Raw genomic sequence first — 23,636 nt, 5'->3', positions numbered from 1 at the left:
GCCCTCACCGTAGACAAGGACCGCATTTTCCGTGAACCAAAACTGGCATGGCACCCTGATTCGCCACATGCTGTTGCTGGTCACCGGCTGCCTGGTGATCGGCCTGATCACCGGCTACTACGGCTGGAGCCTGGCGGCGGGCCTGGGCCTGTACCTGGCCTGGACGCTCAAGCAACTGCTGCGCCTGCACGAATGGCTGCGCCTGCACCAACCCGATGAAGCACCGCCCGACGGCTACGGCCTGTGGGGCGAGGTGTTCGACAGCATCTACCACCTGCAACGCCGCGACCAACGGGTACGCGGACGCCTGCAAGCGGTGATCGACCGCGTTCAGGAGTCCACCGCTGCGCTGAAAGACGCGGTGATCATGCTCGACAGCGACGGCAACCTGGAATGGTGGAACCGCGCCGCCGAAACCCTGCTCGGCTTGAAAACCCCGCAGGACAGCGGCCAACCGGTGACCAATCTGGTTCGCCATCCGCGCTTCAAGGAATACTTCGAGCAGGAAAGCTACGCCGAACCGCTGGAAATCCCTTCGCCCACCAACGATCGCGTACGCATCCAGCTGTACCTCACGCGGTACGGCAACAACGAACACCTGATGCTGGTCCGCGATGTCACGCGCATCCATCAGCTGGAACAGATGCGCAAGGACTTCATCGCCAACGTCTCCCACGAGCTGCGCACCCCGCTGACGGTGATCTGCGGCTACCTGGAAACCCTGCTCGACAACGTCGAGGAAGTGAACCCGCGCTGGAGCCGCGCCCTGCAGCAGATGCAGCAACAGGGCGGACGCATGCAGACCTTGCTCAACGATTTACTGCTGCTGGCCAAACTGGAAGCCACCGATTACCCGTCGGACAACCAGCCGGTGCACATCGACACCCTGTTGCAGTCGATCAAGAGCGACGCGCAGCAGTTGTCCGGCTCGAAGAATCAGCGCATCACCCTGGAAGCCGACACCCGCATCCTGCTCAAGGGCAGCGAGGCGGAACTGCGCAGTGCGTTTTCCAACCTGGTGTTCAACGCCGTCAAATACACCCCGGCCGAGGGCAATATCCGCATCCGCTGGTGGGGCGACGATCAGGGCGCGCATCTGAGCGTGCAGGATTCCGGGATCGGCATCGACAGCAAACACCTGCCGCGCCTGACCGAACGCTTCTACCGCGTCGACTCCAGCCGCAACTCCAACACCGGCGGCACGGGCCTGGGCCTGGCCATCGTCAAACACGTACTGCTGCGCCATCGCGCCCGGATGGAAATCAGCAGCGTGCCCGGTCATGGCAGCACCTTCACCTGCCATTTCGCCCCGGCCCAGGTCGCTCAGGCACGGGTCATCAGCGCCGCTGAGTAATGCCGGACTAGGCAATCGCCAGGTCAGCCGCTACATTGGCTGACTTGCGCCTGCCTTTCAGGTGCGGATTTTTCTTTCTTTCGAATCACACGGAACCCGCAAAACTCCATCATGGACCCTTCCCCTGGCTTGTCCCTCGCAACAATATTCGCCGATTTCGGCATGATTCTTTTCGCTCTGATCCTGGTTCTGCTCAACGGCTTCTTCGTTGCGGCGGAATTCGCCATGGTCAAACTGCGCTCGACCCGGGTCGAAGCCATCGCTGAGCAGCACGGCTGGCGCGGGCACATCCTGCGCACGGTGCACAGTCAGCTCGATGCTTACCTTTCGGCGTGCCAGCTCGGTATCACCCTCGCCTCCCTGGGCCTGGGCTGGGTCGGCGAGCCGGCGTTCGCGCACATTCTCGAGCCGCTGCTGAGCGCGGTCGGCGTGCAGTCGGCGGAAGTCGTCAAAGGCATCTCGTTCTTCACCGCGTTCTTCATCATTTCGTACCTGCACATCGTGGTCGGCGAGCTCGCACCCAAATCCTGGGCGATCCGCAAACCCGAGCTGCTGTCGCTGTGGACGGCGGTGCCGCTGTACCTGTTCTACTGGGCCATGTACCCGGCGATCTACCTGCTCAACGCCAGCGCCAACACCATCCTGCGCATTGCGGGTCAAGGTGAGCCCGGCCCGCATCACGAGCACCATTACAGCCGCGAAGAACTGAAACTGATCCTGCACTCCAGCCGTGGCCAGGACCCGAGCGACCAAGGCATGCGTGTGCTGGCCTCGGCGGTGGAAATGGGCGAACTGGAAGTGGTCGACTGGGCCAACTCCCGGGAAGACCTGATCACCCTCGAGTTCAACGCCCCGCTGAAAGAAATCCTGGCGATGTTCCGTCGCCACAAGTTCAGCCGTTATCCGGTATACGACAGCGAGCGCAAGGAATTCGTCGGCCTGCTGCACATCAAGGATCTGCTGCTGGAGCTGGCGGCGCTGGATCACATTCCCGAGTCGTTCAACCTCGCCGAACTGACCCGCCCACTGGAGCGCGTGTCGCGGCACATGCCGCTGTCGCAGCTGCTGGAACAGTTCCGCAAGGGCGGCTCGCACTTCGCTGTGGTCGAAGAGGCCGACGGCAACATCATCGGCTACCTGACCATGGAAGACGTGCTGGAAGTACTGGTCGGCGACATCCAGGATGAGCACCGCAAGGCCGAGCGCGGCATCCTCGCCTACCAGCCGGGCAAGTTACTGGTTCGGGGCGATACGCCGCTGTTCAAGGTCGAGCGCCTGCTGGGGATCGACCTGGATCACATCGAAGCCGAAACCCTCGCCGGGCTGATCTACGAAACCCTGAAACGGGTGCCGGAAGAGGAAGAAGTGCTGGAAGTCGAAGGCCTGCGGATCATCATCAAGAAGATGAAAGGTCCGAAGATCATTCTGGCCAAGGTGCTGATGCTCGACTGACGGGGTTTACTGCTTGCCCAGCGCAAAGTTGGGCAACGCCCCCAGCGGCTGGTTGAACTGATACGGAATCGACACCAGCCCCATCCCGGTATTGCGCTGCACCACGAAGTGCAGGTGCGGGCCGCTGCTGTTGCCGGTGTTGCCGGACAGCGCCAGCGGACTGCCCACCGCCACTCGCTGCCCCTCGCGCACACTCACCGACCCTTGTTTGAGATGCAGGTACACGCCCATCGTGCCGTCGTCGTGCAGGATCCGCACGAAGTTGCCGGACGGATCGGTGCCGCGTCCGTTCTGGGAATTCTCGGTCTTCACCACCACCCCGGCGCGCGCCGCGATGATCGGCGTGCCGACCGGCATGGCGATGTCCATCGCATATTTGTTCTTCGGCCCGAAGTGGCTGTAATCGCCATTGGCGCCCTGGCTGAGGCGGAACGGCCCGCCACGCCATGGAAACGGATAGCGATAGCCCTGAGCCGCGCCAGCCGGATCGCCGAGGGAATACTGGAACATCGGCGTGTACACCAGCGGTTTGCCACCGGATACCGGCGTCAGCAACGCCAGCCGCGTATTGCTGCGCGCCGGCAGCACCCGGCGAATCGTTTGCGCCGGTGCGCCGCGCACGTTGCTCATCCCGGTAAACGCCAGGGCAACCTCGACCGGCGCATACAGGTCGTTGCGCACGAACACCACGTCCGCGCCCTTCTGTTTCTTGATGTCGAGATAGACCTGGCGCTCGAGGCGCTCGACCATCCGATCCTGAAACACGAACACCTGGGAGCCTTTGCTCGGACGGTCGCTGTACGAAACCACTCCGTTGGCATCGGTGGACTTGTAGATCGTCATGGCCACCGTCGAGGTGGAGGCCATGAACAGACCACAGAAAAACAGCAGGCGCAGGGGCATGGGCAAAAGTTCTGTCGAGTAAGGCCTGGGAATGAGCCTAGCAGCTGAAGCAGACCAGGCTAGTCGACAGATGTTTCAAATTGGGCAGTGCGAGAGATGGGTGGTGCTTTTGATGACCCCATCGCCAGCAGGCTGGCTCCCACAGGTTCGGTGTGNGAACCCCGTGGGAGCCAGCCTGCTGGCGATGGCGGACGGTCAGGCGACGAAGATCACGCGCCCGGAACGAAGTGCTTCTGCGCCGTGCCGCGGGCGATCAGGCGGGAGATGTAGTCGAGCTTCTGCGCGTCCTGGTCGACGAAGCGGAAGGTCAGTTGCAGCCAGTCGCTGTCGGGTTTCGGCTCGTGGGCGACGACGGCGTGCAGATAGCCGTTGAGACGGGCGATTTCGGCGTTGTCGCCCTGCTCCAGATCGAGCACGGCGCTGTCGAGGATCTGCGGCAGGGTGTCGGTGCGTTTCACCACCAGCAGCGCTTCCTTGATGCTCAGGGCCTTGATCACGCATTGCTGAGTGCCGCTAGGGAGGCGCAGTTGGCCCTGACCGCGACCGCCGGCCGGAGCGCTTGAGGCTGCAGGAGCCTTCACCGGCGGGCTGTTGAGCAGGCCACGCTGTGGCGCGGCGGCAGGTGCCGGGGCTGCAGCGGCAGGCTTGGCAAACGGGTTGGCCGCAGCAGCAGCCGGAGCGGAACCGACCACGGCAGCCTTGCCGCCGGTCAACGCGCTCAGGGAGTCGTTGCCGAACGCCGAGTTCATCTTGGTTGGAGCGCTGTTCATCAGAGTGTCGAGCTTGCCGACCTTGTTCAGGGCCTGCTTGACCTTGGTCAGCAGTTGCTCGTTGGTGAACGGCTTGCTGACATAACCGGTAACACCGGCCTGGATCGCCTGCACGACGTTTTCCTTGTCGCCCCGGCTGGTGACCATGATGAACGGCATGGTCTTGAGGTTGTCCTGCTCACGGCACCAGGTCAGCAGTTCGAGACCGGACATTTCCGGCATTTCCCAGTCGCACAGCACCAGGTCGAAGGCTTCCTTGGCCAGCATGGCCTGGGCCTTCTTGCCGTTGATGGCGTCCTCGGTGCGGATCCCCGGGAAGTAATTACGCAGGCACTTTTTCACCAGGTCACGAATGAACGATGCATCGTCCACGACCAACACACTGATCTTGCTCATCCAACACCCCTATTAAAATCCCGGCAAGCATAACGCTGGCTGATGGCACATTGCCAAAACTCTTCAGTCACGCCGGGACTTTTCGTTCGCGGGTGCTGCTTTTTATTTCGGTTCTGCCTATGAAAAGCAGAAACAAAAACGCCCGGCCAAAGGGCCGGGCGCTTTTCTCAGGCAATCTTACTTATCGTCAGCATCGCCCGGAACATTAGCGGTTTCGCCACTTGTCCCTTCAACTTCTTCCTTCATGCGCTTGAGGCCCATGTGCCGCACGTCGGTACCGCGCACCAGGTAAATCACCAACTCGGAGATGTTGCGCGCGTGGTCGCCGATCCGCTCAAGCGAACGCAGCACCCAGATAATGCTCAAGACCCGCGAGATAGAGCGCGGGTCTTCCATCATGTAGGTCGCCAGCTCACGCAGGGCGGTCTTGTATTCGCGGTCGATGATCTTGTCGTATTGCGCCACCGACAGCGCCAGGTCGGCGTCGAAGCGGGCGAAAGCGTCCAGCGCATCGCGGACCATGTTGCGCACCTGGTCGCCGATGTGGCGAACCTCGACGTAACCGCGCGGCGCTTCGCCTTCTTCGCACAACTGGATCGCACGGCGGGCGATCTTGGTCGCTTCGTCGCCGATGCGCTCCAGGTCGATCACCGATTTGGAGATGCTGATGATCAGACGCAGGTCGGACGCCGCCGGCTGACGACGGGCCAGAATGCGCAGGCATTCTTCGTCGATGTTGCGTTCCATCTGGTTGATCTGGTCGTCGATCTCGCGCACTTGCTGGGCCAGGCCCGAGTCGGCCTCGATCAGCGCGGTGACCGCGTCGTTGACCTGTTTCTCGACCAGCCCGCCCATGGCCAGCAGGTGGCTGCGCACTTCTTCCAGTTCGGCGTTGAACTGCGCGGAAATGTGATGGGTAAGGCCTTCTTTACTAATCATGTTGGCGTCCTTGGAGCGTCCGGTAAGGTGCGGCGGGCCGCAGCGTCAATTCTGTGAATAACCCGCAACTGTCAGCCGTAACGACCGGTGATGTAGTCTTCGGTCTGCTTCTTGGCCGGATTGGTGAACAGGGTATCGGTGTCGCCGAATTCCACCAGTTTGCCCATGTACATGAACGCCGTGTAGTCGGACACCCGCGCCGCCTGCTGCATGTTGTGGGTCACGATGACGATGGTGAACTTGGATTTGAGCTCGTAGATCAACTCTTCGACTTTCAGGGTCGAGATCGGGTCGAGTGCCGAGCACGGTTCGTCGAGCAGCAGCACTTCCGGTTCCACGGCGATGGTACGGGCGATCACCAGACGCTGTTGCTGTCCACCGGACAGACCGAGGGCCGAGTCATGCAGACGGTCTTTGACTTCGTCCCACAGAGCCGCGCCTTTCAACGCCCACTCGACGGCTTCGTCGAGGATGCGCTTCTTGTTGATGCCCTGGATGCGCAGGCCGTAGACCACGTTTTCGTAGATGGTCTTCGGGAACGGGTTAGGCTTCTGGAACACCATGCCGACCCGGCGACGCAGCTCGGCCACGTCTTCGCCCTTGCGGTAGATGTTGTTGCCGTACAGGTTGATCGCGCCTTCGACGCGGCAGCCGTCCACCAGGTCGTTCATGCGGTTGAAGGTCCGCAGCAGCGTGGACTTGCCGCAGCCGGACGGGCCGATGAAGGCGGTCACGCGCTGTTTCGGGATGTTCATGCTGACGTCGAACAGCGCCTGTTTCTCGCCGTAGTACAGGCTCAGGCCCGGTACTTCGATGGCCACGGTTTCCTGCTCGAGGTTCAGGCTCTGCTTGTCGCGGCCCAGGGCAGACATGTTGATGCCGTGGGTATGTGTTTCGTGCTGCATGGGAGATCCCCTGTGCTAACAAATTCGGTTCGGTTGGCTGCCGGGATACAGGCCGGCAGCCCTTCAATTCTTGTGACGGCGATCAGCTGTCCAGCGCCTTGTACTTCTCGCGCAGGTGGTTACGGATGTACACCGCCGACAGGTTCAGGGTGGCGATCACCAGCACCAGCAGCAGCGCCGTGGCATACACCAGCGGCCGCGCGGCCTCGACGTTCGGGCTCTGGAAGCCAACGTCATAGATGTGGAAGCCCAGGTGCATGATCTTCTGATCCAGGTGCAGGTACGGGTAGTTGCCGTCCACCGGCAGCGACGGCGCCAGTTTCACCACACCTACCAGCATCAGCGGCGCCACTTCACCGGCGGCGCGAGCCACGGCGAGGATCATGCCGGTCATCATCGCCGGACTGGCCATCGGCAGAACGATCTTCCACAGGGTTTCAGCCTTGGTCGCGCCGAGGGCCAGCGAGCCTTCGCGCACGGTGCGCGGGATACGCGCCAGACCTTCCTCGGTGGCCACGATCACCACCGGCACCGCCAGCAGCGCCAGGGTCAACGAAGCCCAGAGCAGACCCGGTGTACCGAAGGTCGGTGCCGGCAGCGCTTCAGGGAAGAACAGACGGTCGAGCGAGCCACCGAGCACGTAGACGAAGAAGCCCAGACCGAACACGCCGTAGACAATCGCCGGAACACCCGCCAGGTTGTTCACCGCGATCCGGATCACCCGGGTCAGGGTGTTCTGCTTGGCGTATTCACGCAGGTACACCGCCGCCAACACGCCGAACGGGGTCACGATCATCGCCATGATCAGGGTCATCATCACGGTGCCGAAGATCGCCGGGAAAATCCCGCCTTCGGTGTTCGCTTCACGCGGGTCGTCGGACAGGAATTCCCAGACCTTGCTGAAGTAGAAACCGATCTTGGTGAACGTACCCATCGCGTTCGGCTGGTAGGCGTGAACCACTTTGCCCAGGCCGATTTCGATTTCCTTGCCGTTGGCATCACGAGCGGTCAAAGCGTCACGGTTGAACTGCGCGTGAAGGTCGGCCAGACGGGCTTCGATGTCCTGATAGCGGGCGTTCAGCTCGGCGCGCTCGGATTCCATGTCCGCTTGCGCGGTGGCGTCGAGCTTGCCTTCCAGCTCCAGCTTGCGACCGTGCAGACGGATGCGCTCGAGGCCGGCGTTGATTGCGCCGATATCGGTTTTTTCCAGCGACTTGAGCTGCGCGGCGAGGCCGTTCACGCGGTTGATCCGCGCTTGCAGCTCAGGCCAGGCGGCTTCGCCTTCGGCGATCACCTTGCCGTCCTGTTTGACGTTGACCAGGTAGCCGTAGAAGTTGCCCCACTCACGACGCTCCAGCGCCATCAGCTCCGGCGGATTCTTCTGGTCGGTCAGCCACTCGCCGACGATCCAGGTGAAGTCGTTGCCGTTCAGGTCACGGTTGCCGACCTTGATCAGCTCGCGGGTCATGAATTCCGGACCTTCGTCCGGCACCGGCAGGCCGGCGCTCTTCAGACGGGCGCGCGGCACTTCTTCTTTCTGCACCACTTCGCCCACGACCAGATGCTGGCCCTGGCCCGGTACGTCATAGCTGGCGTGGATCAGATCCGCCGGCCAGAAGTGACCCAGACCTCGCACGGCGATCACCGCCAGCAGGCCAATGGTCATGATGACCGCGATGGACACCGCGCCGCCGCTGATCCAGACGCCGGGGGCGCCGCTCTTGAACCATCCTTTCAGGGAGTTCTGTTTCACAGACTTCTACCTTTGCTTAAAGCGACGAGTATTTCTTGCGCAGACGCTGACGAATCAGTTCCGCGAGGGTGTTCATGACGAAGGTGAACAACAGCAGCACCAGCGCCGACAGGAACAGCACGCGGTAGTGGCTGCCGCCGACTTCCGACTCCGGCATTTCCACCGCGACGTTGGCGGCCAGGGTGCGCAGGCCTTCGAACAGGTTCATTTCCATGACCGGGGTGTTGCCGGTGGCCATCAGCACGATCATGGTTTCGCCGACCGCACGGCCCATGCCGATCATCAGCGCCGAGAAGATGCCCGGGCTGGCAGTCAGGATCACCACGCGAGTCATGGTCTGCCACGGCGTGGCGCCGAGGGCCAGCGAGCCCAGGGTCAGGCCGCGCGGCACGCTGAACACGGCGTCTTCGGCGATCGAGTAGATGTTCGGGATCACCGCAAAGCCCATGGCCAGACCGACCACCAGTGCGTTGCGCTGGTCGTAGGTGATGCCCAGGTCGTGGGAGATCCACATGCGCATGTCACCACCGAAGAACCAGTTCTCCATGAACGGGCTCATGTACAGCGACAGCCAGCCCACGAACAGGATCACCGGGATCAGCAGCGCACTTTCCCAGCCGTCCGGGACTTTCAGGCGGATCGATTCAGGCAGGCGGCTGAAGGTGAAACCGGCGATCAGGATGCCGATCGGCAGCAGCATCAGCAGGCTGAAGATGCCAGGCAGATGCCCTTCTACATAAGGCGCGAGGAACAGACCGGCGAAGAAGCCGAGGATCACCGTCGGCATCGCTTCCATCAGCTCGATCACCGGCTTGACCTTGCGGCGCATGCCCGGGGCCATGAAGTACGCGGTGTAGATCGCAGCGGCGACGGCCAGCGGTGCGGCCAGCAGCATCGCGTAGAACGCGGCTTTCAGGGTGCCGAAGGTCAGTGGCGAAAGGCTCAGTTTCGGTTCGAAATCGGTGTTGGCCGCAGTCGATTGCCAGACGTACTTAGGCTCGTCGTAGTTCTCGTACCAGACCTTGCTCCACAGTGCGCTCCACGAGACTTCCGGGTGCGGGTTGTCGAGCAGCAGCGGTTGCAGCTTGCCGCCGGCTTCGACGATCACGCGGTTGGCCCGTGGCGACAGACCGAACAGGCCCTGGCCATCGACGACTTGATCGACCAGCAAGGTGCGATGCGCGGTGCTGTGGAACACGCCGAGCTTGCCGCTGGCATCCAGGGCCAGGAAGCCTTTGCGACGTTCTTCGGCGGAAATTTCAACGATCGGCGTGGTGCCCATCTGGAAGGTGCGGATCTGCTTCAGGCGCAGCTCGCCATCGGTGTCGCGGGCCATGAACCACTGGGCCAGGCCACCCTTGGAGTCACCGACGATCAGCGAGATACCACCGACCAGTTGCGTAGTCGCAGTGACTTCAGCGTCAGCGTTTTCCAGCAGCTTGTAGCGACCGTTAAGGCTCTTGTCGCGCAGGCTGAACACGTCTGCCTGAGCACGCCCGTTGACCACGTACAGCCATTGCTGGCGCGGGTCGACGAAGATGTTTTTTACGGGCTCGGTCATCTGCGGCAGATCGATACGCTTCTGCTCGTTGGTGACTTCGCCGGTCATCATGTTTTCTTCGCTGGTCAGCGACAGCACATTGAGTTGCGAACCGGTGGAGCCGACCAGCATCAGGGTCGAATCGGTGGCGTTGAGGCTGACGTGCTCCAGCGCACCGCCGCTTTCGTTCAGCGCGATCGGTGTCTCGCCGTACGGGTACTCGATGGCCGGGGTGATGGTCTTCTTGCCATCCGGGTAGCTGACTTTATAGGTGTGACGGAACACCAGCGCCTGACCGTTGGACAGGCCCACAGCTACGAGCGGATGGCCCGGCTGGTCTTCGCCGATGGAGCTCACACTGGCTCCTGCCGGCAGGGGCAGATCGACGCGCTTCAGTTCAGCGCCACTGTCGATGTCGAAGAACAGCGCCTGGCCCTTGTCGGAAACGCGCATGGCCACCTGATTCTGCTCTTCGAGCGAAATCATCAGCGGCTTGCCGGCGTCCTGCATCCAGGCCGGGGTGATTGCATCTTTCGCGGTCAGGTCGGCACCCTTGAACAGCGGCGCGACCACGTAGGCGAGGAAGAAGAAGATCAGGGTGATGGCTGCCAGCACCGCCAGACCGCCGACGAGGACGTACCAGCGGGTGAAGCGATCCTTGAGCGCGCGAATGCGGCGCTTGCGTTGCAACTCAGGCGTATTGAAGTCAATGCGCTTGGGAGGGTTCGTAGTCATTTTGGAATTGGCCAGATCATTCATGCGCACACCCTAGCGATCCTGTATGACAGAAAGATGACAATGCAGTGACGCACCAAATCCGCCGCCAGCAGGGCACTGGCAGTGGATAGAAGAATTCGGGGAGTGTGGGGGCCGGGCCGCTTGCGGGCCGGGCCCCACACGTGAGTCAGGCGGGGTTCACCCCTGACTCAGTTTGTTACTTTTTTGCGACTTCAGCGCCGCCTTCCTGCAGACCCAGGTCAGCCAGTGCTTTTGCAGCAACCTTGGCTGGCAGCGGGATGTAGCCGTCTTTCACGACCACTTCCTGACCCTGTTTCGACAGAACCAGTTTCACGAACTCGGCTTCCAGCGGGGCCAGAGGCTTGTTCGGGGCTTTGTTGACGTATACGTACAAGAAACGCGACAGCGGGTACTTGCCGTTCAGGGCGTTTTCTTCGGTGTCTTCGATGAAGTCCGAGCTGCCTTTCTTGGCCAGGGCCACGGTTTTCACGCTGGCGGTCTTGTAGCCGATGCCCGAGTAACCGATGCCGTTCAGCGAGGAGCTGATCGACTGCACGACCGAAGCCGAGCCTGGTTGTTCGTTGACGTTAGGCTTGTAGTCGCCTTTGCACAGGGCTTCTTCCTTGAAGTAGCCGTAGGTGCCGGATACCGAGTTGCGACCGAACAGTTGAACCGGCTTGTTGGCCAGGTCGCCGGTCACGCCCAGGTCGCCCCAGGTTTTCACGTCGGCTTTGGCGCCGCACAGGCGGGTGGACGAGAAGATCGCGTCAACCTGTTCCATGGTCAGGTGCTGGATCGGGTTGTCCTTGTGCACGAAGACAGCCAGGGCGTCCACTGCAACCGGGATAGCGGTTGGCTTGTAGCCGTATTTCTGTTCGAAGGCCGCCAGTTCGGTGTCCTTCATCTTGCGGCTCATCGGGCCCAGGTTGGAGGTGCCTTCAGTCAGCGCAGGAGGCGCAGTGGCGGAACCAGCGGCCTGAATCTGGATGTTTACGTTCGGGTATTCTTTTTTGTAGTTCTCGGCCCAGAGGGTCATGAGGTTGGCCAGGGTATCGGAACCGACGCTGGACAGGTTGCCCGACACACCAGTGGTCTTGGTGTAGCTCGGGATAGCAGGGTCAACAGCGGCAACCGCGTTGGCAGTCGCAACGCCAGCAGCGACAAAAGTCATTGCCGCCATCAAACGCTTCAGTTTCATGCCTTACTCCTAGCAGATAGGGTGTGTTAAGTCGGGGCCAAGTATCAGCAGGCCGTGTGAACACTCTATGGCTGAAATATGACAATTGGATGAAAGGCCAGCATCCCTGTCGGAAGGCTGGCCTTTCAGTTGTAACCGCAAGTGTGAAGGTGGCTTAGCGACCTTTGCTCCACAGCCACGCGCCGACCAGGATCCCCATCCCGCACAGCACCGCCACATAGTAGGCAGGCCCCATCGCGCTTTCTTTCAGCAGCAGGCTGACGACCATCGGCGTCAGGCCGCCGAAGATCGCGTAAGCGACGTTATAAGAGAAGGACAGACCGCTGAAGCGCACCACCGGCGGGAAAGCCTTCACCATCACATAAGGCACCGCGCCGATGGTGCCGACCAGAAAACCGGTCAACGCGTACAGCGGGAACAGCCAGTTCGGGTGATCGGCGAGGCTGTGGTAGAAGGTCCAGGAGCTGGCCAGCAGAGCCGCGCAGCCGAACACAAACACGCGACCGGCACCAAAGCGATCCGCCAGCGCGCCGGAAATGATGCAGCCAAAGCTCAGGAACACGATCGCCAGGCTGTTGGATTGCAGCGCGGTGGTCGGCGAGAAGTGATAGACCGTCTGCAGCACGGTCGGGGTCATCAGGATCACCACGACGATGCCGGCGGACAGCAACCAGGTCAGCAGCATCGACACTGCAATGGCCCCGCGATGGTCGCGCAGTACGGCGCGCAGCGGCACTTCTTCGGCCAGCGCCTTGCGTTGTTGCAGTTCGGCGAACACTGGGGTTTCGTGCAGCCAGCGACGCAGATAAACCGAGAACAGGCCGAACACGCCACCCAGCAGGAACGGAATGCGCCAGGCGTAATCCGAAACTTCCGTTGGCGTATAAATGCTGTTGATTGCAGTGGCGACCAGCGAGCCGAGCAGGATACCCGCTGTCAGGCCGCTGGTCAGGGTGCCGCAGGCGTAGCCGATGTGCTTGCCGGGTACGTGTTCGGAAACGAAGACCCACGCCCCCGGCACCTCACCGCCAATCGCCGCGCCCTGGATGACGCGCATCAACAGCAGCAGGATCGGCGCCCACAGGCCGATCTGCGCGTAGGTCGGCAGCAGGCCCATGATCAGGGTCGGCACCGCCATCATGAAAATGCTCAGGGTGAACATCTTCTTGCGCCCCAGCAGGTCGCCGAAGTGCGCCATCACGATCCCGCCCAGCGGCCGCGCGAGGTAACCGGCGGCGAAGATGCCGAAGGTCTGCATCAGGCGCAGCCACTCGGGCATATCGGCCGGGAAGAACAATTTGCCGACCACGGTGGCAAAGAACACGAAGATGATGAAATCGTAAAACTCCAGCGCGCCCCCCAGGGCCGATAGCGACAGAGTCTTGTAGTCATTGCGGGTCAACGGTCGTGCGGGTTGGTCGGGCTGCGCGAGGCTCGAGGGCGCTGTGGTCATGGCAAGGTCTTCTCTTATAGTCGGATCTGCCGCCACAACAACGCTGGCTGTGGCTCGGGCAGGTTCGGCACCATAGCAAATTGTTCGAAAAAGCACATAGAGGCGCGTATTTGCCGGTCGAAATCAGAACCGGACGGTCGTCGCGGAGTCTACCGACCGATATACTCGCAACCTTGCTCCGGTTTGTAGGGGGTTGCTGTGCGAAAACGTCGTTGGCCCGGCCTTTGCTCGGGATTAGCCGGTTTCGCAGAGTTTCTCCTTAGGCGCCTGATGGAAAACGTGACGAACGTAGTATGTTCGGTGCTGAATCGTTTTTCCCGAAGACGGCTACCACCAGCAGCACCAACGAAGAGTCACGGGTCAGAGGCACCCCCGGCATGATAGAGCTCGAACAAGAAGATCCGATCCCGCAAGGCGACCTGGCCTTGCAAATCACCGCACTTCCCCGCGAAACCAACGGCTTCGGCGATATTTTCGGCGGTTGGCTGGTCGCACAGATGGACCTGGCCGGCACGGCCATGGCCAGCCGTGTTGCCGGTGGCCGTGTCGCGACCGTCGCCATCGACCGCATGGCGTTTCTGGTGCCGGTGGCTGTCGGCGCGCAATTGTCCTTTTATACCCAGACCCTGGAAATCGGCCGCAGCTCGATCCAGATGATGGTCGAGGTGTGGAGCGACGACCCGCTGTCCAGCGAGTGGCGCAAGGTGACCGAAGCGGTGTTCGTGTTCGTTGCCATCGATGGCAGCGGTCGCACCCGCTCGGTTCCGCCACGCGCACGTTAAACCTCGCGACCGTTTCACGGTCGATAGTCGTCCAAGTTGCTGATCGAGAGTTGTCCCATGAACACGCCCAACGTTGAAGCCGTGAAACTGGATGAACTGAACTGCTGGCGCATCCGCCACGGTCAGGCCGAAGTGCTGGTGGCCCAGCAAGGCGCGCACATCCTCAGTTATCAGGTGGACGGCCAGCCGCCGATCATCTGGCTGAACGACAAGGCCGTGTTCAAGACCGGCCAGAGCATCCGCGCCGGTGTGCCGGTGTGCTGGCCGTGGTTCGGCAAGTTCGAACGCAACCCGCAGAGCGTGCAGGCCATGTACACAGGTGCGCAACCCGCCCCCGCGCACGGGCTGGTGCGGGCAATGGATTGGGAGCTGGGCGGCATCGAATCAGAGGCTGACGGCGTCAAGGTCGAATTCAGGCTGCCCCACCCCGAAGGCGGACTGCCGGGCTGGCCGCATCAGGTCGACCTGACCCTGACCCTGCATTTGTCCGAGCAATTGCAGTTCAGCCTGACCAGCCACAACCGTGGCAACGACACCGTCAGCCTCAGTCAGGCGTTGCACACGTATTTTTCCGTCAGCGATGTGCGCAACGTGCACGTCGCCGGCGTCGATGGCTTGAATTACATCGAGACCCTGGACGACTGGAAGACCTGCACCCAGCAAGGCGACCTGCACTTTGCCGGCGAAACCGACCGCATTTACCTCGACGCCCCGCCGCAATTGAGCATCGTCGACCCGGCCTGGGAGCGGCGCATTGTGCTGACGGCTACCGGCTCGCGCACGGCGGTAATCTGGAACCCGTGGATCGACCGCGCGGCAGCACTGGCCGACATGGACAACGACGGCTGGCAACGCATGCTGTGCATCGAGACGGCGAACGTGATGGACGACATCGTGACCCTCGCGCCGGATTCCAGCCACACCATGGGTGTAAGCGTCGGTTCAAAATCGCTTTAAACCCTAGCGCAAAATAACTGTGGGAGCGGGCTTGCTCGCGAAGGCGTTGTGTCAGACAAATCGATGTAACTGGNCCCGCTCCCACATTGGGTTCTGCGCCAAGTCTTAGAGATCGGACTCTTGCACCACCCGCACCTTGTCCGCTTCCAGCGCATACGCCGCATCGGCCAGGTCGTTGCTGACCTTTTCGATCTTCAGCGTGCCGGTCACCCATAACGGCGTGTAGATATCGTCCAGCTTCAAACCCTTCGGATAGCGCACCAGCACCAGTTGATTCGGTGGCGGTGGCGGCACATGGATGCAGGCGCCCGGGTACGGCACCAGGAAGAACAGCGTGCTGCGCCCCTTGGCGTCGGATTCCAGCGGCACCGGATAACCGCCGATGCGGATGTGTTTGTCATTCATCGACGCCACGGTCTTGGTCGAATACATCACCGCCGGCAAACCTTTGGCCTGCTTCATCCCGCCTTTCTGGGTGAAGGTGCCGGTGGCTTCCGGGGAGTTGTGGTCGATTTCAGGCATGGCCTCGAGGGCTTTCTGGTCCGACTTGGGCATCAGTTCCAGCCAGTCGGTTTCCGGCAGTTCGCTGGCGTGGGCCAGACCGCTGCCCAGCAAAAGGAGAGTCAACAGAAGACGGCGCATGAAGGTGCTCGGTAAAGGATGCTCGAAAAGGGAGGGGACGCTGAATCGCCGAGCATTTTAGCCCTCCCCGCCGGATTGGCGGAGAGGACTTTGTCGCTTTGAATCAGTTCTTTTTGATCAGGCCGTAGATCACCAGCAATACGATGGCGCCAACCAGCGCACCGATGAAACCTGCGCCCTGACCGGCCTGATAGATGCCCAGGGCCTGGCCGCCGTAGGTGGCTGCCAGCGAACCGCCGATACCGAGCAGGATGGTCATGATCCAGCCCATGCTGTCATCGCCCGGTTTCAGGAACCGCGCCAGCAGGCCGACGATGAGGCCGATAAAGATGGTTCCGATAATTCCCATGGCATTTCCCTCTGAATGGTAGATATGCGATGAAGCCTAGCCAGACTTTCGCATCCTGCCATCAGAGAACGGCGGCCCCTTAATGGTTCCGCCTCTGCCAGATGAAACTGTCGTTACTCGGCGATCAGCGCTTCGACCTTGAGGATCTGCTGCTCGAGGGTCGCCTTGTCCTTGCAGCGCAGGTTGGCGTGACCGACCTTGCGCCCGGCCTTGAAGGCCTTGCCGTAATGATGCAGGTGGCAATCGTCGATGGCGATGACCTTCTCGACCGGCGGCACCACACCGATGAAGTTGAGCATCGCGCTCTCGCCGACCTTGGCGGTCGAACCCAGCGGCAGACCGGCAACGGCCCGCAGGTGGTTTTCGAACTGGCTGCACTCGGCGCCTTCGGTGGTCCAGTGCCCGGAGTTGTGCACGCGCGGGGCGATTTCGTTGGCCTTGAGGCCACCGTCGACTTCAAAGAACTCGAACGCCATCACACCGACATAATCCAGCTGCTTGAGCACGCGGCTGGAATAGTCTTCGGCCAGCGCCTGCAGCGGGTGATCGGAGCTGGCGACCGACAGCTTGAGGATGCCGCTGTCGTGGGTGTTGTGCACCAGCGGATAGAACTTCGTCTCGCCATCACGAGCGCGAACAGCGATCAGCGACACTTCACCAGTGAATGGCACGAAGCCTTCCAGCAGGCAAGGCACGCTGCCCAGTTCGGCGAACGTACCGACCACGTCTTCTGGCTTGCGCAGGACTTTCTGGCCCTTGCCGTCGTAACCCAGGGTGCGGGTTTTCAGCACGGCCGGCAGGCCGATCGACGCAACGGCGGCGTCCAGGTCGGCTTGCGACTGGATGTCGGCGAACGCCGGGGTCGGAATCCCCAGGTCCTTGAACATGCTCTTTTCGAACCAGCGGTCGCGGGCGATGCGCAGGGCTTCGGCGCTCGGATAGACCGGCACGAATTGCGAAAGGAACGCCACGGTTTCCGCCGGAACGCTTTCGAACTCGAAGGTCACCAGATCGACTTCATCGGCCAATTGACGCAGATGATCCTGATCGCCGTAATCGGCCCGCAGGTGTTCGCCCAGCGCAGCGGCGCAAGCGTCCGGCGCAGGGTCGAGGAAAGCGAAGTTCATGCCCAGCGGAGTGCCCGCCAGGGCCAACATGCGACCCAACTGGCCGCCACCGATTACACCGATCTTCATCTCAACAACCTCAGGCAATACGTGGGTCTGGATTGTCCAGGACGCTGTCTGTCTGCTCGGCACGGAAGGTTTTCAGTACCGCGTGGAATTGTGGATGCTTGGCGCCCAGGATGCTCGCCGACAACAGCGCGGCGTTGATCGCGCCGGCCTTGCCGATGGCCAGGGTGGCGACCGGAATACCGGCCGGCATCTGCACGATCGACAGCAGCGAGTCGACGCCCGAAAGCATCGCCGACTGCACCGGCACGCCCAGCACCGGCAGGTGGGTCTTGGCCGCACACATGCCTGGCAGGTGGGCTGCGCCACCGGCACCGGCGATGATCACCTCGATGCCGCGGCCTTCAGCCTCTTCGGCGTACTGGAACAGCAGATCCGGGGTGCGGTGGGCAGAAACCACCTTGACCTCGTACGGGATGCCGAGCTTTTCCAGCATATCGGCGGTGTGGCTAAGGGTGGACCAATCGGACTTGGAGCCCATGATCACGCCAACCAGTGCACTCATCGTCGCGCCTCTTCTCTCTGGGCGCCCGCAGGCGCGTCAAAAACAACAAGCCACGCAGGATGCGTGGCTTGTTGTAGGAAAAATGGCCGGACGAACCGGCCGAAGGCCGCGCAGTATACCGCAAAGAAAGCAATAAACAGCCCCCGTTGCGACCATCTGTCATCTGAGCGTAACCACACATTTTGCTGACTCAAGGTTCAGGAATATTGCTTCGTTTTTCACGCGGGATACATGATCAACAGGTCGAATGGAGAGCGTACTCAAACTTCCGAATAACTTCATGTAATAAAAATCAAAACATTCCAAAGAGCCATAACAAGAATTAAATGATATACAACCAAACACGAACTTAAAAACAAAGAAGCCACCAAACAGCCAACAACAAACAACTTATATTGCACAGAAACAAATCCATATTATAAGCACTTCCAAAGCCGCAATGGCAAGACGGCCGGCACCATCACGCTTGCCCATCACACTATCAAGTCAATTGAAATCATCCAAAGGATTCGAACATGGCCAAACAGCCTTTAACATTGAATGTCTTCATCCATGAGGACTTATCGGACGGCAGCAGACGAGACTTGTACAAGACCCATTTTTCCTGGTTTACCGACGAAATCCAGGAACTCTCCGGCCGCAAGCTATTAGTCAATATGTTCACCCCGTCAGAAGCAGAAACCTTGAGTGGATTTGATTATAAAAGACTACCTGCCGCCCGTTCTTTGGACGCTTGGGCAGAAAAGCTAAGAAACCATTTCGGCCACAAGCTTCTGCAAGACGCGCACACTAGATTCAACAAGTATTTATTACTGACCCGCGACAATATAAACCCTGGCACAATGGGAATTGCACAAAGCAAGGGTTACGCGTGTATATCCTCGATAAGAAGCGACATGGTCCCTGCTCACGAAGCAGGCCACATGTTCGGAGCGACTCATGAAGACAGCGAAATCCTGTACAACGGATGGTGGAGCGAAACAATCATGAGGGATGATGACTTCTCACCACTTCGAAGCAACGCCAACCGTTTCAGTGATAAAAATAGAGAGAACATTCGCAATTACCTGGACAAACCGATTGCACAGCGAGCTGTGCCGCGCCCCGAAGACGACGGGGACGACGATTGAGATTGATGCAAACCTGGCGCATCCCACGAGCTCTCGTATTTTAATCAAGCTCACCCGACTTGGCAGAGGCGAAAAACAAGATTCGCCTCTGCTTTCATTCAGTTGCTGCCACTCGCCGCACCGCCTTCGAGCTTGCGCCACAACAACCGCACATTGGCTTTGCGTACCAGCGCGCAGCGATACAGGCGAATCTCCAGCGGCACGTGCCATTGCGGGCCGCCGCAGACAACCAGTTCGCCACGGGCCAGTTCGGCCCGCACGCTCAGTTGCGGAACCCAGGCGATACCAAGGCCTTCCAGCGCCATGCTTTTCAGGCTGTCGGCCATGGCGGTTTCATAAATCGTGGTGAAGCGCAGCTGACGCTGGCGCAGCAAGCCATTCACCGAGCGCCCGAGAAACGCCCCGGCGCTGTACGCCAGCAACGGCACACTGCCCTCGCCTTCCAGATCGAACAGCGGTTTGCCATTGGCATCCGCCGCACACACCGGCAGCATCTCGGTCTGGCCCAGGTGCAGCGACGGAAAGATTTCCGGGTCCATCTGCATGGCCGCGTCCGGGTCATAAAACGCCAGCATCAAGTCGCATCCACCTTCACGCAGCGCGTGCACGGCGTCGCCAACGTTAGTCGCGACCAGCCGGGTGGCGATGTTCAGGCCTTCATTGCGCAGTTGCGCGATCCAGCGCGGGAAGAAGCCGAGTGCCAGCGAGTGCGCCGCCGCGACCTGGATCACTTCGCCCTGCCCGCCTTCGAGGTGATGCAAATGGCGCAGCACTTCACCGAGCTGTTCGACCACCGTGCGCGCGGTGACCAGGAACAATTGCCCCGCCGCCGTCAGCTCGATCGGCGTGCGCGAGCGGTTGACCAGCGTCAGCCCGAGCGCCGCTTCCAGGCTGCGAATCCGCCGACTGAAGGCCGGCTGGGTCACGAAGCGCCGTTCGGCCGCCTGCGAGAAGCTGCGGGTGGCGGCCAGAGCACTGAAGTCCTCCAGCCATTTGCTTTCCAGATTCATCACGTCCTCCCGGACACGCACCAAAACAGGTCACACGTCTGCCGCGCACGCGGCGTCACACGGGCATTATGCCGAATGTGCATAGGGCAGTGTTTAACAGCATTGGCCCAAAAATTCCCACAAGCCTAGCATTCGCAGCGTTCCGGCACAGACCGGGTCCCTATCGAGATGATTTCTATCATGTCCTCCGCTGCATCATTCCGCACAGAAAACGACCTGCTTGGCACCCTCGAAGTCCCTGCTCAAGCGTATTACGGCATCCAGACCCTGCGAGCGGTGAACAACTTCCGTCTCTCGGGCGTTCCGATTTCGCACTACCCGAAGCTGGTTGTCGGTCTGGCAATGGTCAAACAGGCCGCTGCTGACGCCAACCGCGAGCTGGGTCACCTGAGCGAAGCCAAGCACGCTGCCATCAGCGAAGCCTGTGCCCGTCTGATCCGCGGCGATTTCCACGAAGAGTTCGTGGTCGACATGATTCAAGGTGGCGCCGGTACCTCCACCAACATGAACGCCAACGAAGTGATCGCCAACATCGCGCTGGAAGCGATGGGTCACCAGAAAGGCGAATATCAGTACCTGCACCCGAACGACGACGTGAACATGGCGCAGTCGACCAACGACGCCTACCCGACCGCGATCCGCCTGGGTCTGCTGCTGGGTCACGACGCGCTGCTGGCCAGCCTCGACAGCCTGATTCAGGCATTCGCGGCCAAGGGTGAAGAATTCAACCACGTCCTGAAGATGGGTCGTACCCAGCTGCAAGACGCCGTGCCGATGACCCTGGGTCAGGAATTCCGTGCTTTCGCCACCACCATGGGCGAAGACCTGGCCCGTCTGAAGACGCTGGCCCCGGAACTGCTGACCGAAGTGAACCTGGGCGGCACCGCGATCGGCACCGGTATCAACGCCGACCCGCGCTATCAGGCCCTGGCCGTACAGCGTCTGGCGCTGATCAGCGGTCAACCGCTGGTTCCAGCCGCCGACCTGATCGAAGCCACCTCCGACATGGGCGCCTTCGTGCTGTTCTCCGGCATGCTCAAGCGCACCGCGGTCAAGCTGTCGAAGATCTGCAACGACCTGCGCCTGCTGTCCAGCGGCCCGCGCACCGGCATCAACGAAATCAACCTGCCAGCGCGTCAGCCAGGCAGCTCGATCATGCCAGGCAAGGTCAACCCGGTGATCCCGGAAGCCGTGAACCAGGTGGCGTTCCAGGTCATCGGTAACGATCTGGCACTGACCATGGCAGCCGAAGGCGGCCAACTGCAGCTGAACGTGATGGAGCCGCTGATCGCTTTCAAGATCCTCGACTCGATCCGCCTGCTGCAACGCGCCATGGACATGCTGCGCGAGCACTGCATCGTCGGCATCACCGCCAACGAAGCGCGCTGCCGCGAACTGGTCGAACACTCGATCGGTCTGGTCACTGCACTGAACCCGTACATCGGCTATAAAAACGCCACCCGCATCGCCCGTATCGCCCTTGAAAGCGGCCGCGGCGTGCTGGAACTGGTGCGCGAAGAAGGTCTGCTCGACGAAGCCATGCTCGCCGACATCCTGCGCCCGGAAAACATGATTGCTCCGCGTCTGGTTCCGCTCAAAGCCTGAGCCGACGCGTGACTTGTAGCACCGCTCACCAGGTCGAGGGACTAGACACCTCTCACCTTTTGAGGGCTTGGGGATGATTCCCCGAGCCCTTTTTTTTAACTGTTTGCCAGAGAAAAACGTATGTCTGGGAACGGCTTTATGTGGGAGCGGGCTTGCTCGCGAAGGCGTCATATCAGTCGGCATCAATGAACCTGACNCTCCCACAAAAGAGCAGTCCCCATACAAGCCCGACGCCGGTAACGTCGGGTGTTTCAAAGCTTCGTTTCGTCGCTTGCACCACAACCGTGCAGACGGGCGCCGCACTGATCGGTATAGTGCCGCCCCTCTTCGCGTGAGCGGTCGTCGGTAACGAGGCCATAACCCATGCGAAACCCGAACTAATAACAAACCCGCGATATGGATCCGGGACGAACCCTCGCCTCGCCTGTTGTGCCGCGCGCGCACCGGTGTAACGCGATGTTTCTGACCATCCAGCATTTGCTTAAACAATAAACAGCGAGGAAAAATCCATGCTCGAAGTCATCAACGACTTCCTCTCAGGGAAAGTACTGATCGTGCTCATTGTCGGGCTCGGTAGCTACTTCACGATTCGCTCGCGTTTCGTTCAATTGCGCCACTTCTTCCACATGTTCGCGGTGTTCCGCGACAGCCTCAAGGGCAGCGCCGGGCAACTCAGCTCGTTCCAGGCCCTGATGCTCAGCCTCGCCGGCCGCGTCGGTGCAGGCAACATCGCCGGTGTCGGCATCGCCGTGACCCTGGGTGGTCCGGGTGCGGTGTTCTGGATGTGGGTGACCGCACTGGTCGGCATGTCCAGCAGCTTCTTCGAATGTACGCTGGCCCAGGTCTACAAGCGTGCCGATGGCGACGGCCTGTACCGTGGCGGCCCGGCCTACTACATCCAGCACGGCCTGAAGCTCAAAGGCATGGCGGTGGTGTTCTCGATCCTGCTGCTGGTCACCTACGGCTTCGCCTTCATCGGCCTGCAGTCCTACACCGTGACCCACTCGCTGCAAAACGCCTTTGCCTTTGATCCGCAACACACCGGCATCGTCCTGGCAGTGCTGCTGGCCATCACCTTCATCGGCGGCATCAAGCGCATCGCTTCGGTGTCCGACCTGCTGGTGCCGATCAAGACCCTGGCCTACATCGGTGTGACCCTGTACGTGATCGGCACTCAGATCGAACACGTGCCAGCCATGCTGGTCACCATCTTCAAAAGCGCCTTCGGTCTTGACCCGGCTTTCGGCGGCCTGCTCGGCAGCGCGATCGTGATGGGCGTGAAGCGTGGCGTGTTCGCCAACGAAGCGGGCCTGGGCAGTGCGCCGAACGTCGCCGCCGTGGCCGCCGTGAAGCACCCGGGTGCTCAGGGCGTTGTTCAGGCGTTCAGCGTGTTCCTGGACACCTTCGTGATCTGCACCTGCACCGCGCTGCTGATTCTGTTGTCGGGCTTCTACACCCCGGGCTTCGAAGGTGACGGCATCGTCCTGACCCAGAACTCGCTGGCCGCCGTGGTGGGTGACTGGGGCCGCATGTTCGTCAGCGTCGCGCTGTCGCTGTTCGTCTTCACGTGCATCCTCTACAACTACTACCTGGGCGAAAACAGCCTGCAGTTCCTCACCCGCAACCGCGCTGCGCTGATGACGTTCCGCGGTCTGGTGCTGGCGCTGGTGGTCTGGGGTTCGATGCAGGATCTGTCGACCGTGTTCGCCTTCGCCGACATCACCATGACCTGCCTGGCCTTCGTCAACCTGATGGCCCTGGCCCTGCTGTTCAAGGTCGGCATGCGCGTGATGCGCGACTACGACGCGCAGCGCCGCGCCGGCGTCGACCAGCCTGTGTTCGACTCCAGCAAGTTCAGCGACCTGGATCTGGACCTGAAAGCCTGGCCTGCCAACCCGTCGGCCGACACCCAGGCCAACACTCAGCCGCAAGGCATCCCGGCAGCGCAACGCTGACGGGAGAATGACGGGCGCATCCCCTGCGCCCGTCAGTTAAAGTGCAATGCATTACCTGTGGGAGCGGGCTTGCTCGCGAAGACGGTGAATCAGTCGAAACATCTTTA

At 61.0% G+C, this 23,636-nt stretch carries 20 protein-coding genes; 7 read left to right on the top strand and 13 right to left on the bottom strand.

Annotated elements, in window-relative coordinates; genetic code table 11:
- Positions 1-67 precede the first annotated feature (67 nt).
- Together phoR and ACTJK9_RS27555 are read left to right on the top strand one after the other, a co-directional pair.
- The gene (phoR, locus tag ACTJK9_RS27560; RefSeq protein WP_236187695.1) at positions 68-1,354 is read left to right on the top strand and encodes a phosphate regulon sensor histidine kinase PhoR; all 1,287 of its coding nucleotides are present in this window, start codon (positions 68-70) and stop codon (positions 1,352-1,354) included.
- A gap of 111 nt (positions 1,355-1,465) precedes the next feature.
- Positions 1,466-2,806 (top strand): hemolysin family protein, encoded by a 1,341-nt coding sequence (locus tag ACTJK9_RS27555; RefSeq protein WP_007954342.1) that lies wholly within the window; start codon positions 1,466-1,468, stop codon positions 2,804-2,806.
- 6 nt (positions 2,807-2,812) lie between these two features.
- Here the strand turns inward: ACTJK9_RS27555 and ACTJK9_RS27550 are convergent, their stop codons facing one another.
- From ACTJK9_RS27550 to ACTJK9_RS27515, 8 genes are all read right to left on the bottom strand, one after another.
- On the bottom strand, positions 2,813-3,709 hold the full coding sequence (locus ACTJK9_RS27550; RefSeq protein WP_064600495.1) for a peptidoglycan DD-metalloendopeptidase family protein: 897 nt from the start codon (positions 3,707-3,709) through the stop codon (positions 2,813-2,815).
- Between the two features lie 209 nt (positions 3,710-3,918).
- Positions 3,919-4,875, bottom strand: coding sequence for a response regulator (locus ACTJK9_RS27545; RefSeq protein WP_011336612.1), 957 nt, complete (start codon positions 4,873-4,875; stop codon positions 3,919-3,921).
- A 177-nt stretch (positions 4,876-5,052) separates the two neighbouring features.
- Positions 5,053-5,814 (bottom strand): phosphate signaling complex protein PhoU, encoded by a 762-nt coding sequence (gene phoU, locus ACTJK9_RS27540; RefSeq protein WP_007954334.1) that lies wholly within the window; start codon positions 5,812-5,814, stop codon positions 5,053-5,055.
- Positions 5,815-5,885: 71 nt separating this feature from the next.
- Positions 5,886-6,719, bottom strand: a complete 834-nt coding sequence (pstB, locus tag ACTJK9_RS27535; RefSeq protein ID WP_007954333.1) for a phosphate ABC transporter ATP-binding protein PstB — start codon at positions 6,717-6,719, stop codon at positions 5,886-5,888.
- Between the two features lie 82 nt (positions 6,720-6,801).
- Positions 6,802-8,472: a phosphate ABC transporter permease PstA gene (gene pstA, locus ACTJK9_RS27530; protein WP_064600499.1), complete on the bottom strand. Its 1,671-nt coding sequence runs from the start codon at positions 8,470-8,472 to the stop codon at positions 6,802-6,804.
- Between the two features lie 16 nt (positions 8,473-8,488).
- On the bottom strand, positions 8,489-10,522 hold the full coding sequence (locus tag ACTJK9_RS27525; RefSeq protein WP_440817516.1) for an ABC transporter permease subunit: 2,034 nt from the start codon (positions 10,520-10,522) through the stop codon (positions 8,489-8,491).
- Between the two features lie 424 nt (positions 10,523-10,946).
- Positions 10,947-11,948, bottom strand: a complete 1,002-nt coding sequence (locus ACTJK9_RS27520) for a phosphate ABC transporter substrate-binding protein PstS (RefSeq protein ID WP_064600501.1) — start codon at positions 11,946-11,948, stop codon at positions 10,947-10,949.
- Positions 11,949-12,102: 154 nt separating this feature from the next.
- Positions 12,103-13,401: an MFS transporter gene (locus ACTJK9_RS27515; protein WP_085612419.1), complete on the bottom strand. Its 1,299-nt coding sequence runs from the start codon at positions 13,399-13,401 to the stop codon at positions 12,103-12,105.
- 377 nt (positions 13,402-13,778) lie between these two features.
- On the opposite strand from ACTJK9_RS27515, the gene ACTJK9_RS27510 reads away from it, so the two are divergent.
- Complete coding sequence (locus ACTJK9_RS27510; RefSeq protein WP_003229628.1) at positions 13,779-14,183, top strand: acyl-CoA thioesterase; 405 nt, start codon at positions 13,779-13,781, stop codon at positions 14,181-14,183.
- Between the two features lie 57 nt (positions 14,184-14,240).
- Positions 14,241-15,140 (top strand): D-hexose-6-phosphate mutarotase, encoded by a 900-nt coding sequence (locus tag ACTJK9_RS27505; protein ID WP_221398354.1) that lies wholly within the window; start codon positions 14,241-14,243, stop codon positions 15,138-15,140.
- A 105-nt stretch (positions 15,141-15,245) separates the two neighbouring features.
- Here the strand turns inward: ACTJK9_RS27505 and ACTJK9_RS27500 are convergent, their stop codons facing one another.
- The 4 genes from ACTJK9_RS27500 to purE form a co-directional block, all read right to left on the bottom strand.
- Entirely contained in the window at positions 15,246-15,782 is a 537-nt protein-coding gene (locus ACTJK9_RS27500; RefSeq protein WP_440817480.1) for a DUF3299 domain-containing protein, read from the bottom strand.
- A gap of 103 nt (positions 15,783-15,885) precedes the next feature.
- Complete coding sequence (locus tag ACTJK9_RS27495; RefSeq protein WP_003229635.1) at positions 15,886-16,131, bottom strand: GlsB/YeaQ/YmgE family stress response membrane protein; 246 nt, start codon at positions 16,129-16,131, stop codon at positions 15,886-15,888.
- Between the two features lie 113 nt (positions 16,132-16,244).
- Positions 16,245-17,327 carry a 5-(carboxyamino)imidazole ribonucleotide synthase gene (locus ACTJK9_RS27490; protein WP_011336621.1) on the bottom strand — a complete coding sequence of 361 codons (1,083 nt, stop codon included), beginning with the start codon at positions 17,325-17,327 and terminating at the stop codon, positions 16,245-16,247.
- 10 nt (positions 17,328-17,337) lie between these two features.
- Complete coding sequence (purE, locus tag ACTJK9_RS27485) at positions 17,338-17,829, bottom strand: 5-(carboxyamino)imidazole ribonucleotide mutase (protein WP_007954291.1); 492 nt, start codon at positions 17,827-17,829, stop codon at positions 17,338-17,340.
- 515 nt (positions 17,830-18,344) lie between these two features.
- On the opposite strand from purE, the gene ACTJK9_RS27480 reads away from it, so the two are divergent.
- The gene (locus tag ACTJK9_RS27480; protein ID WP_085612421.1) at positions 18,345-18,959 is read left to right on the top strand and encodes a hypothetical protein; all 615 of its coding nucleotides are present in this window, start codon (positions 18,345-18,347) and stop codon (positions 18,957-18,959) included.
- 98 nt (positions 18,960-19,057) lie between these two features.
- Here ACTJK9_RS27480 and ACTJK9_RS27475 read toward each other — a convergent pair whose 3' ends face one another.
- Positions 19,058-19,969, bottom strand: coding sequence for a LysR substrate-binding domain-containing protein (locus ACTJK9_RS27475; protein ID WP_440817477.1), 912 nt, complete (start codon positions 19,967-19,969; stop codon positions 19,058-19,060).
- Positions 19,970-20,149: 180 nt separating this feature from the next.
- On the opposite strand from ACTJK9_RS27475, the gene aspA reads away from it, so the two are divergent.
- Both aspA and ACTJK9_RS27465 read left to right on the top strand, forming a co-directional pair.
- Complete coding sequence (gene aspA, locus ACTJK9_RS27470; RefSeq protein ID WP_039765095.1) at positions 20,150-21,574, top strand: aspartate ammonia-lyase; 1,425 nt, start codon at positions 20,150-20,152, stop codon at positions 21,572-21,574.
- A 509-nt stretch (positions 21,575-22,083) separates the two neighbouring features.
- Positions 22,084-23,529 carry an alanine/glycine:cation symporter family protein gene (locus tag ACTJK9_RS27465; RefSeq protein ID WP_163973737.1) on the top strand — a complete coding sequence of 482 codons (1,446 nt, stop codon included), beginning with the start codon at positions 22,084-22,086 and terminating at the stop codon, positions 23,527-23,529.
- Positions 23,530-23,636 lie beyond the last annotated feature (107 nt).

This window comes from Pseudomonas sp. 22082 (assembly GCF_052046055.1).
GTDB lineage: Bacteria > Pseudomonadota > Gammaproteobacteria > Pseudomonadales > Pseudomonadaceae > Aquipseudomonas > Aquipseudomonas pharyngis.
This window is presented reverse-complemented; position numbering and strand designations above follow the sequence as displayed.

Coding starts and splice junctions, on each gene's coding strand:
- phoR (WP_236187695.1), top strand. CDS start 68: ATGCTGTTGCTGGTCACCGGCTGCCTGGTGATCGGCCTGATCACCGGC.
- ACTJK9_RS27555 (WP_007954342.1), top strand. CDS start 1,466: ATGGACCCTTCCCCTGGCTTGTCCCTCGCAACAATATTCGCCGATTTC.
- ACTJK9_RS27550 (WP_064600495.1), bottom strand. CDS start 3,709: ATGCCCCTGCGCCTGCTGTTTTTCTGTGGTCTGTTCATGGCCTCCACC.
- ACTJK9_RS27545 (WP_011336612.1), bottom strand. CDS start 4,875: ATGAGCAAGATCAGTGTGTTGGTCGTGGACGATGCATCGTTCATTCGT.
- phoU (WP_007954334.1), bottom strand. CDS start 5,814: ATGATTAGTAAAGAAGGCCTTACCCATCACATTTCCGCGCAGTTCAAC.
- pstB (WP_007954333.1), bottom strand. CDS start 6,719: ATGCAGCACGAAACACATACCCACGGCATCAACATGTCTGCCCTGGGC.
- ACTJK9_RS27525 (WP_440817516.1), bottom strand. CDS start 10,522: ATGCAGGACGCCGGCAAGCCGCTGATGATTTCGCTCGAAGAGCAGAAT.
- ACTJK9_RS27520 (WP_064600501.1), bottom strand. CDS start 11,948: ATGAAACTGAAGCGTTTGATGGCGGCAATGACTTTTGTCGCTGCTGGC.
- ACTJK9_RS27515 (WP_085612419.1), bottom strand. CDS start 13,401: ATGACCACAGCGCCCTCGAGCCTCGCGCAGCCCGACCAACCCGCACGA.
- ACTJK9_RS27510 (WP_003229628.1), top strand. CDS start 13,779: ATGATAGAGCTCGAACAAGAAGATCCGATCCCGCAAGGCGACCTGGCC.
- ACTJK9_RS27505 (WP_221398354.1), top strand. CDS start 14,241: ATGAACACGCCCAACGTTGAAGCCGTGAAACTGGATGAACTGAACTGC.
- ACTJK9_RS27500 (WP_440817480.1), bottom strand. CDS start 15,782: ATGCGCCGTCTTCTGTTGACTCTCCTTTTGCTGGGCAGCGGTCTGGCC.
- ACTJK9_RS27495 (WP_003229635.1), bottom strand. CDS start 16,131: ATGGGAATTATCGGAACCATCTTTATCGGCCTCATCGTCGGCCTGCTG.
- ACTJK9_RS27490 (WP_011336621.1), bottom strand. CDS start 17,327: ATGAAGATCGGTGTAATCGGTGGCGGCCAGTTGGGTCGCATGTTGGCC.
- purE (WP_007954291.1), bottom strand. CDS start 17,829: ATGAGTGCACTGGTTGGCGTGATCATGGGCTCCAAGTCCGATTGGTCC.
- ACTJK9_RS27480 (WP_085612421.1), top strand. CDS start 18,345: ATGGCCAAACAGCCTTTAACATTGAATGTCTTCATCCATGAGGACTTA.
- ACTJK9_RS27475 (WP_440817477.1), bottom strand. CDS start 19,969: ATGAATCTGGAAAGCAAATGGCTGGAGGACTTCAGTGCTCTGGCCGCC.
- aspA (WP_039765095.1), top strand. CDS start 20,150: ATGTCCTCCGCTGCATCATTCCGCACAGAAAACGACCTGCTTGGCACC.
- ACTJK9_RS27465 (WP_163973737.1), top strand. CDS start 22,084: ATGCTCGAAGTCATCAACGACTTCCTCTCAGGGAAAGTACTGATCGTG.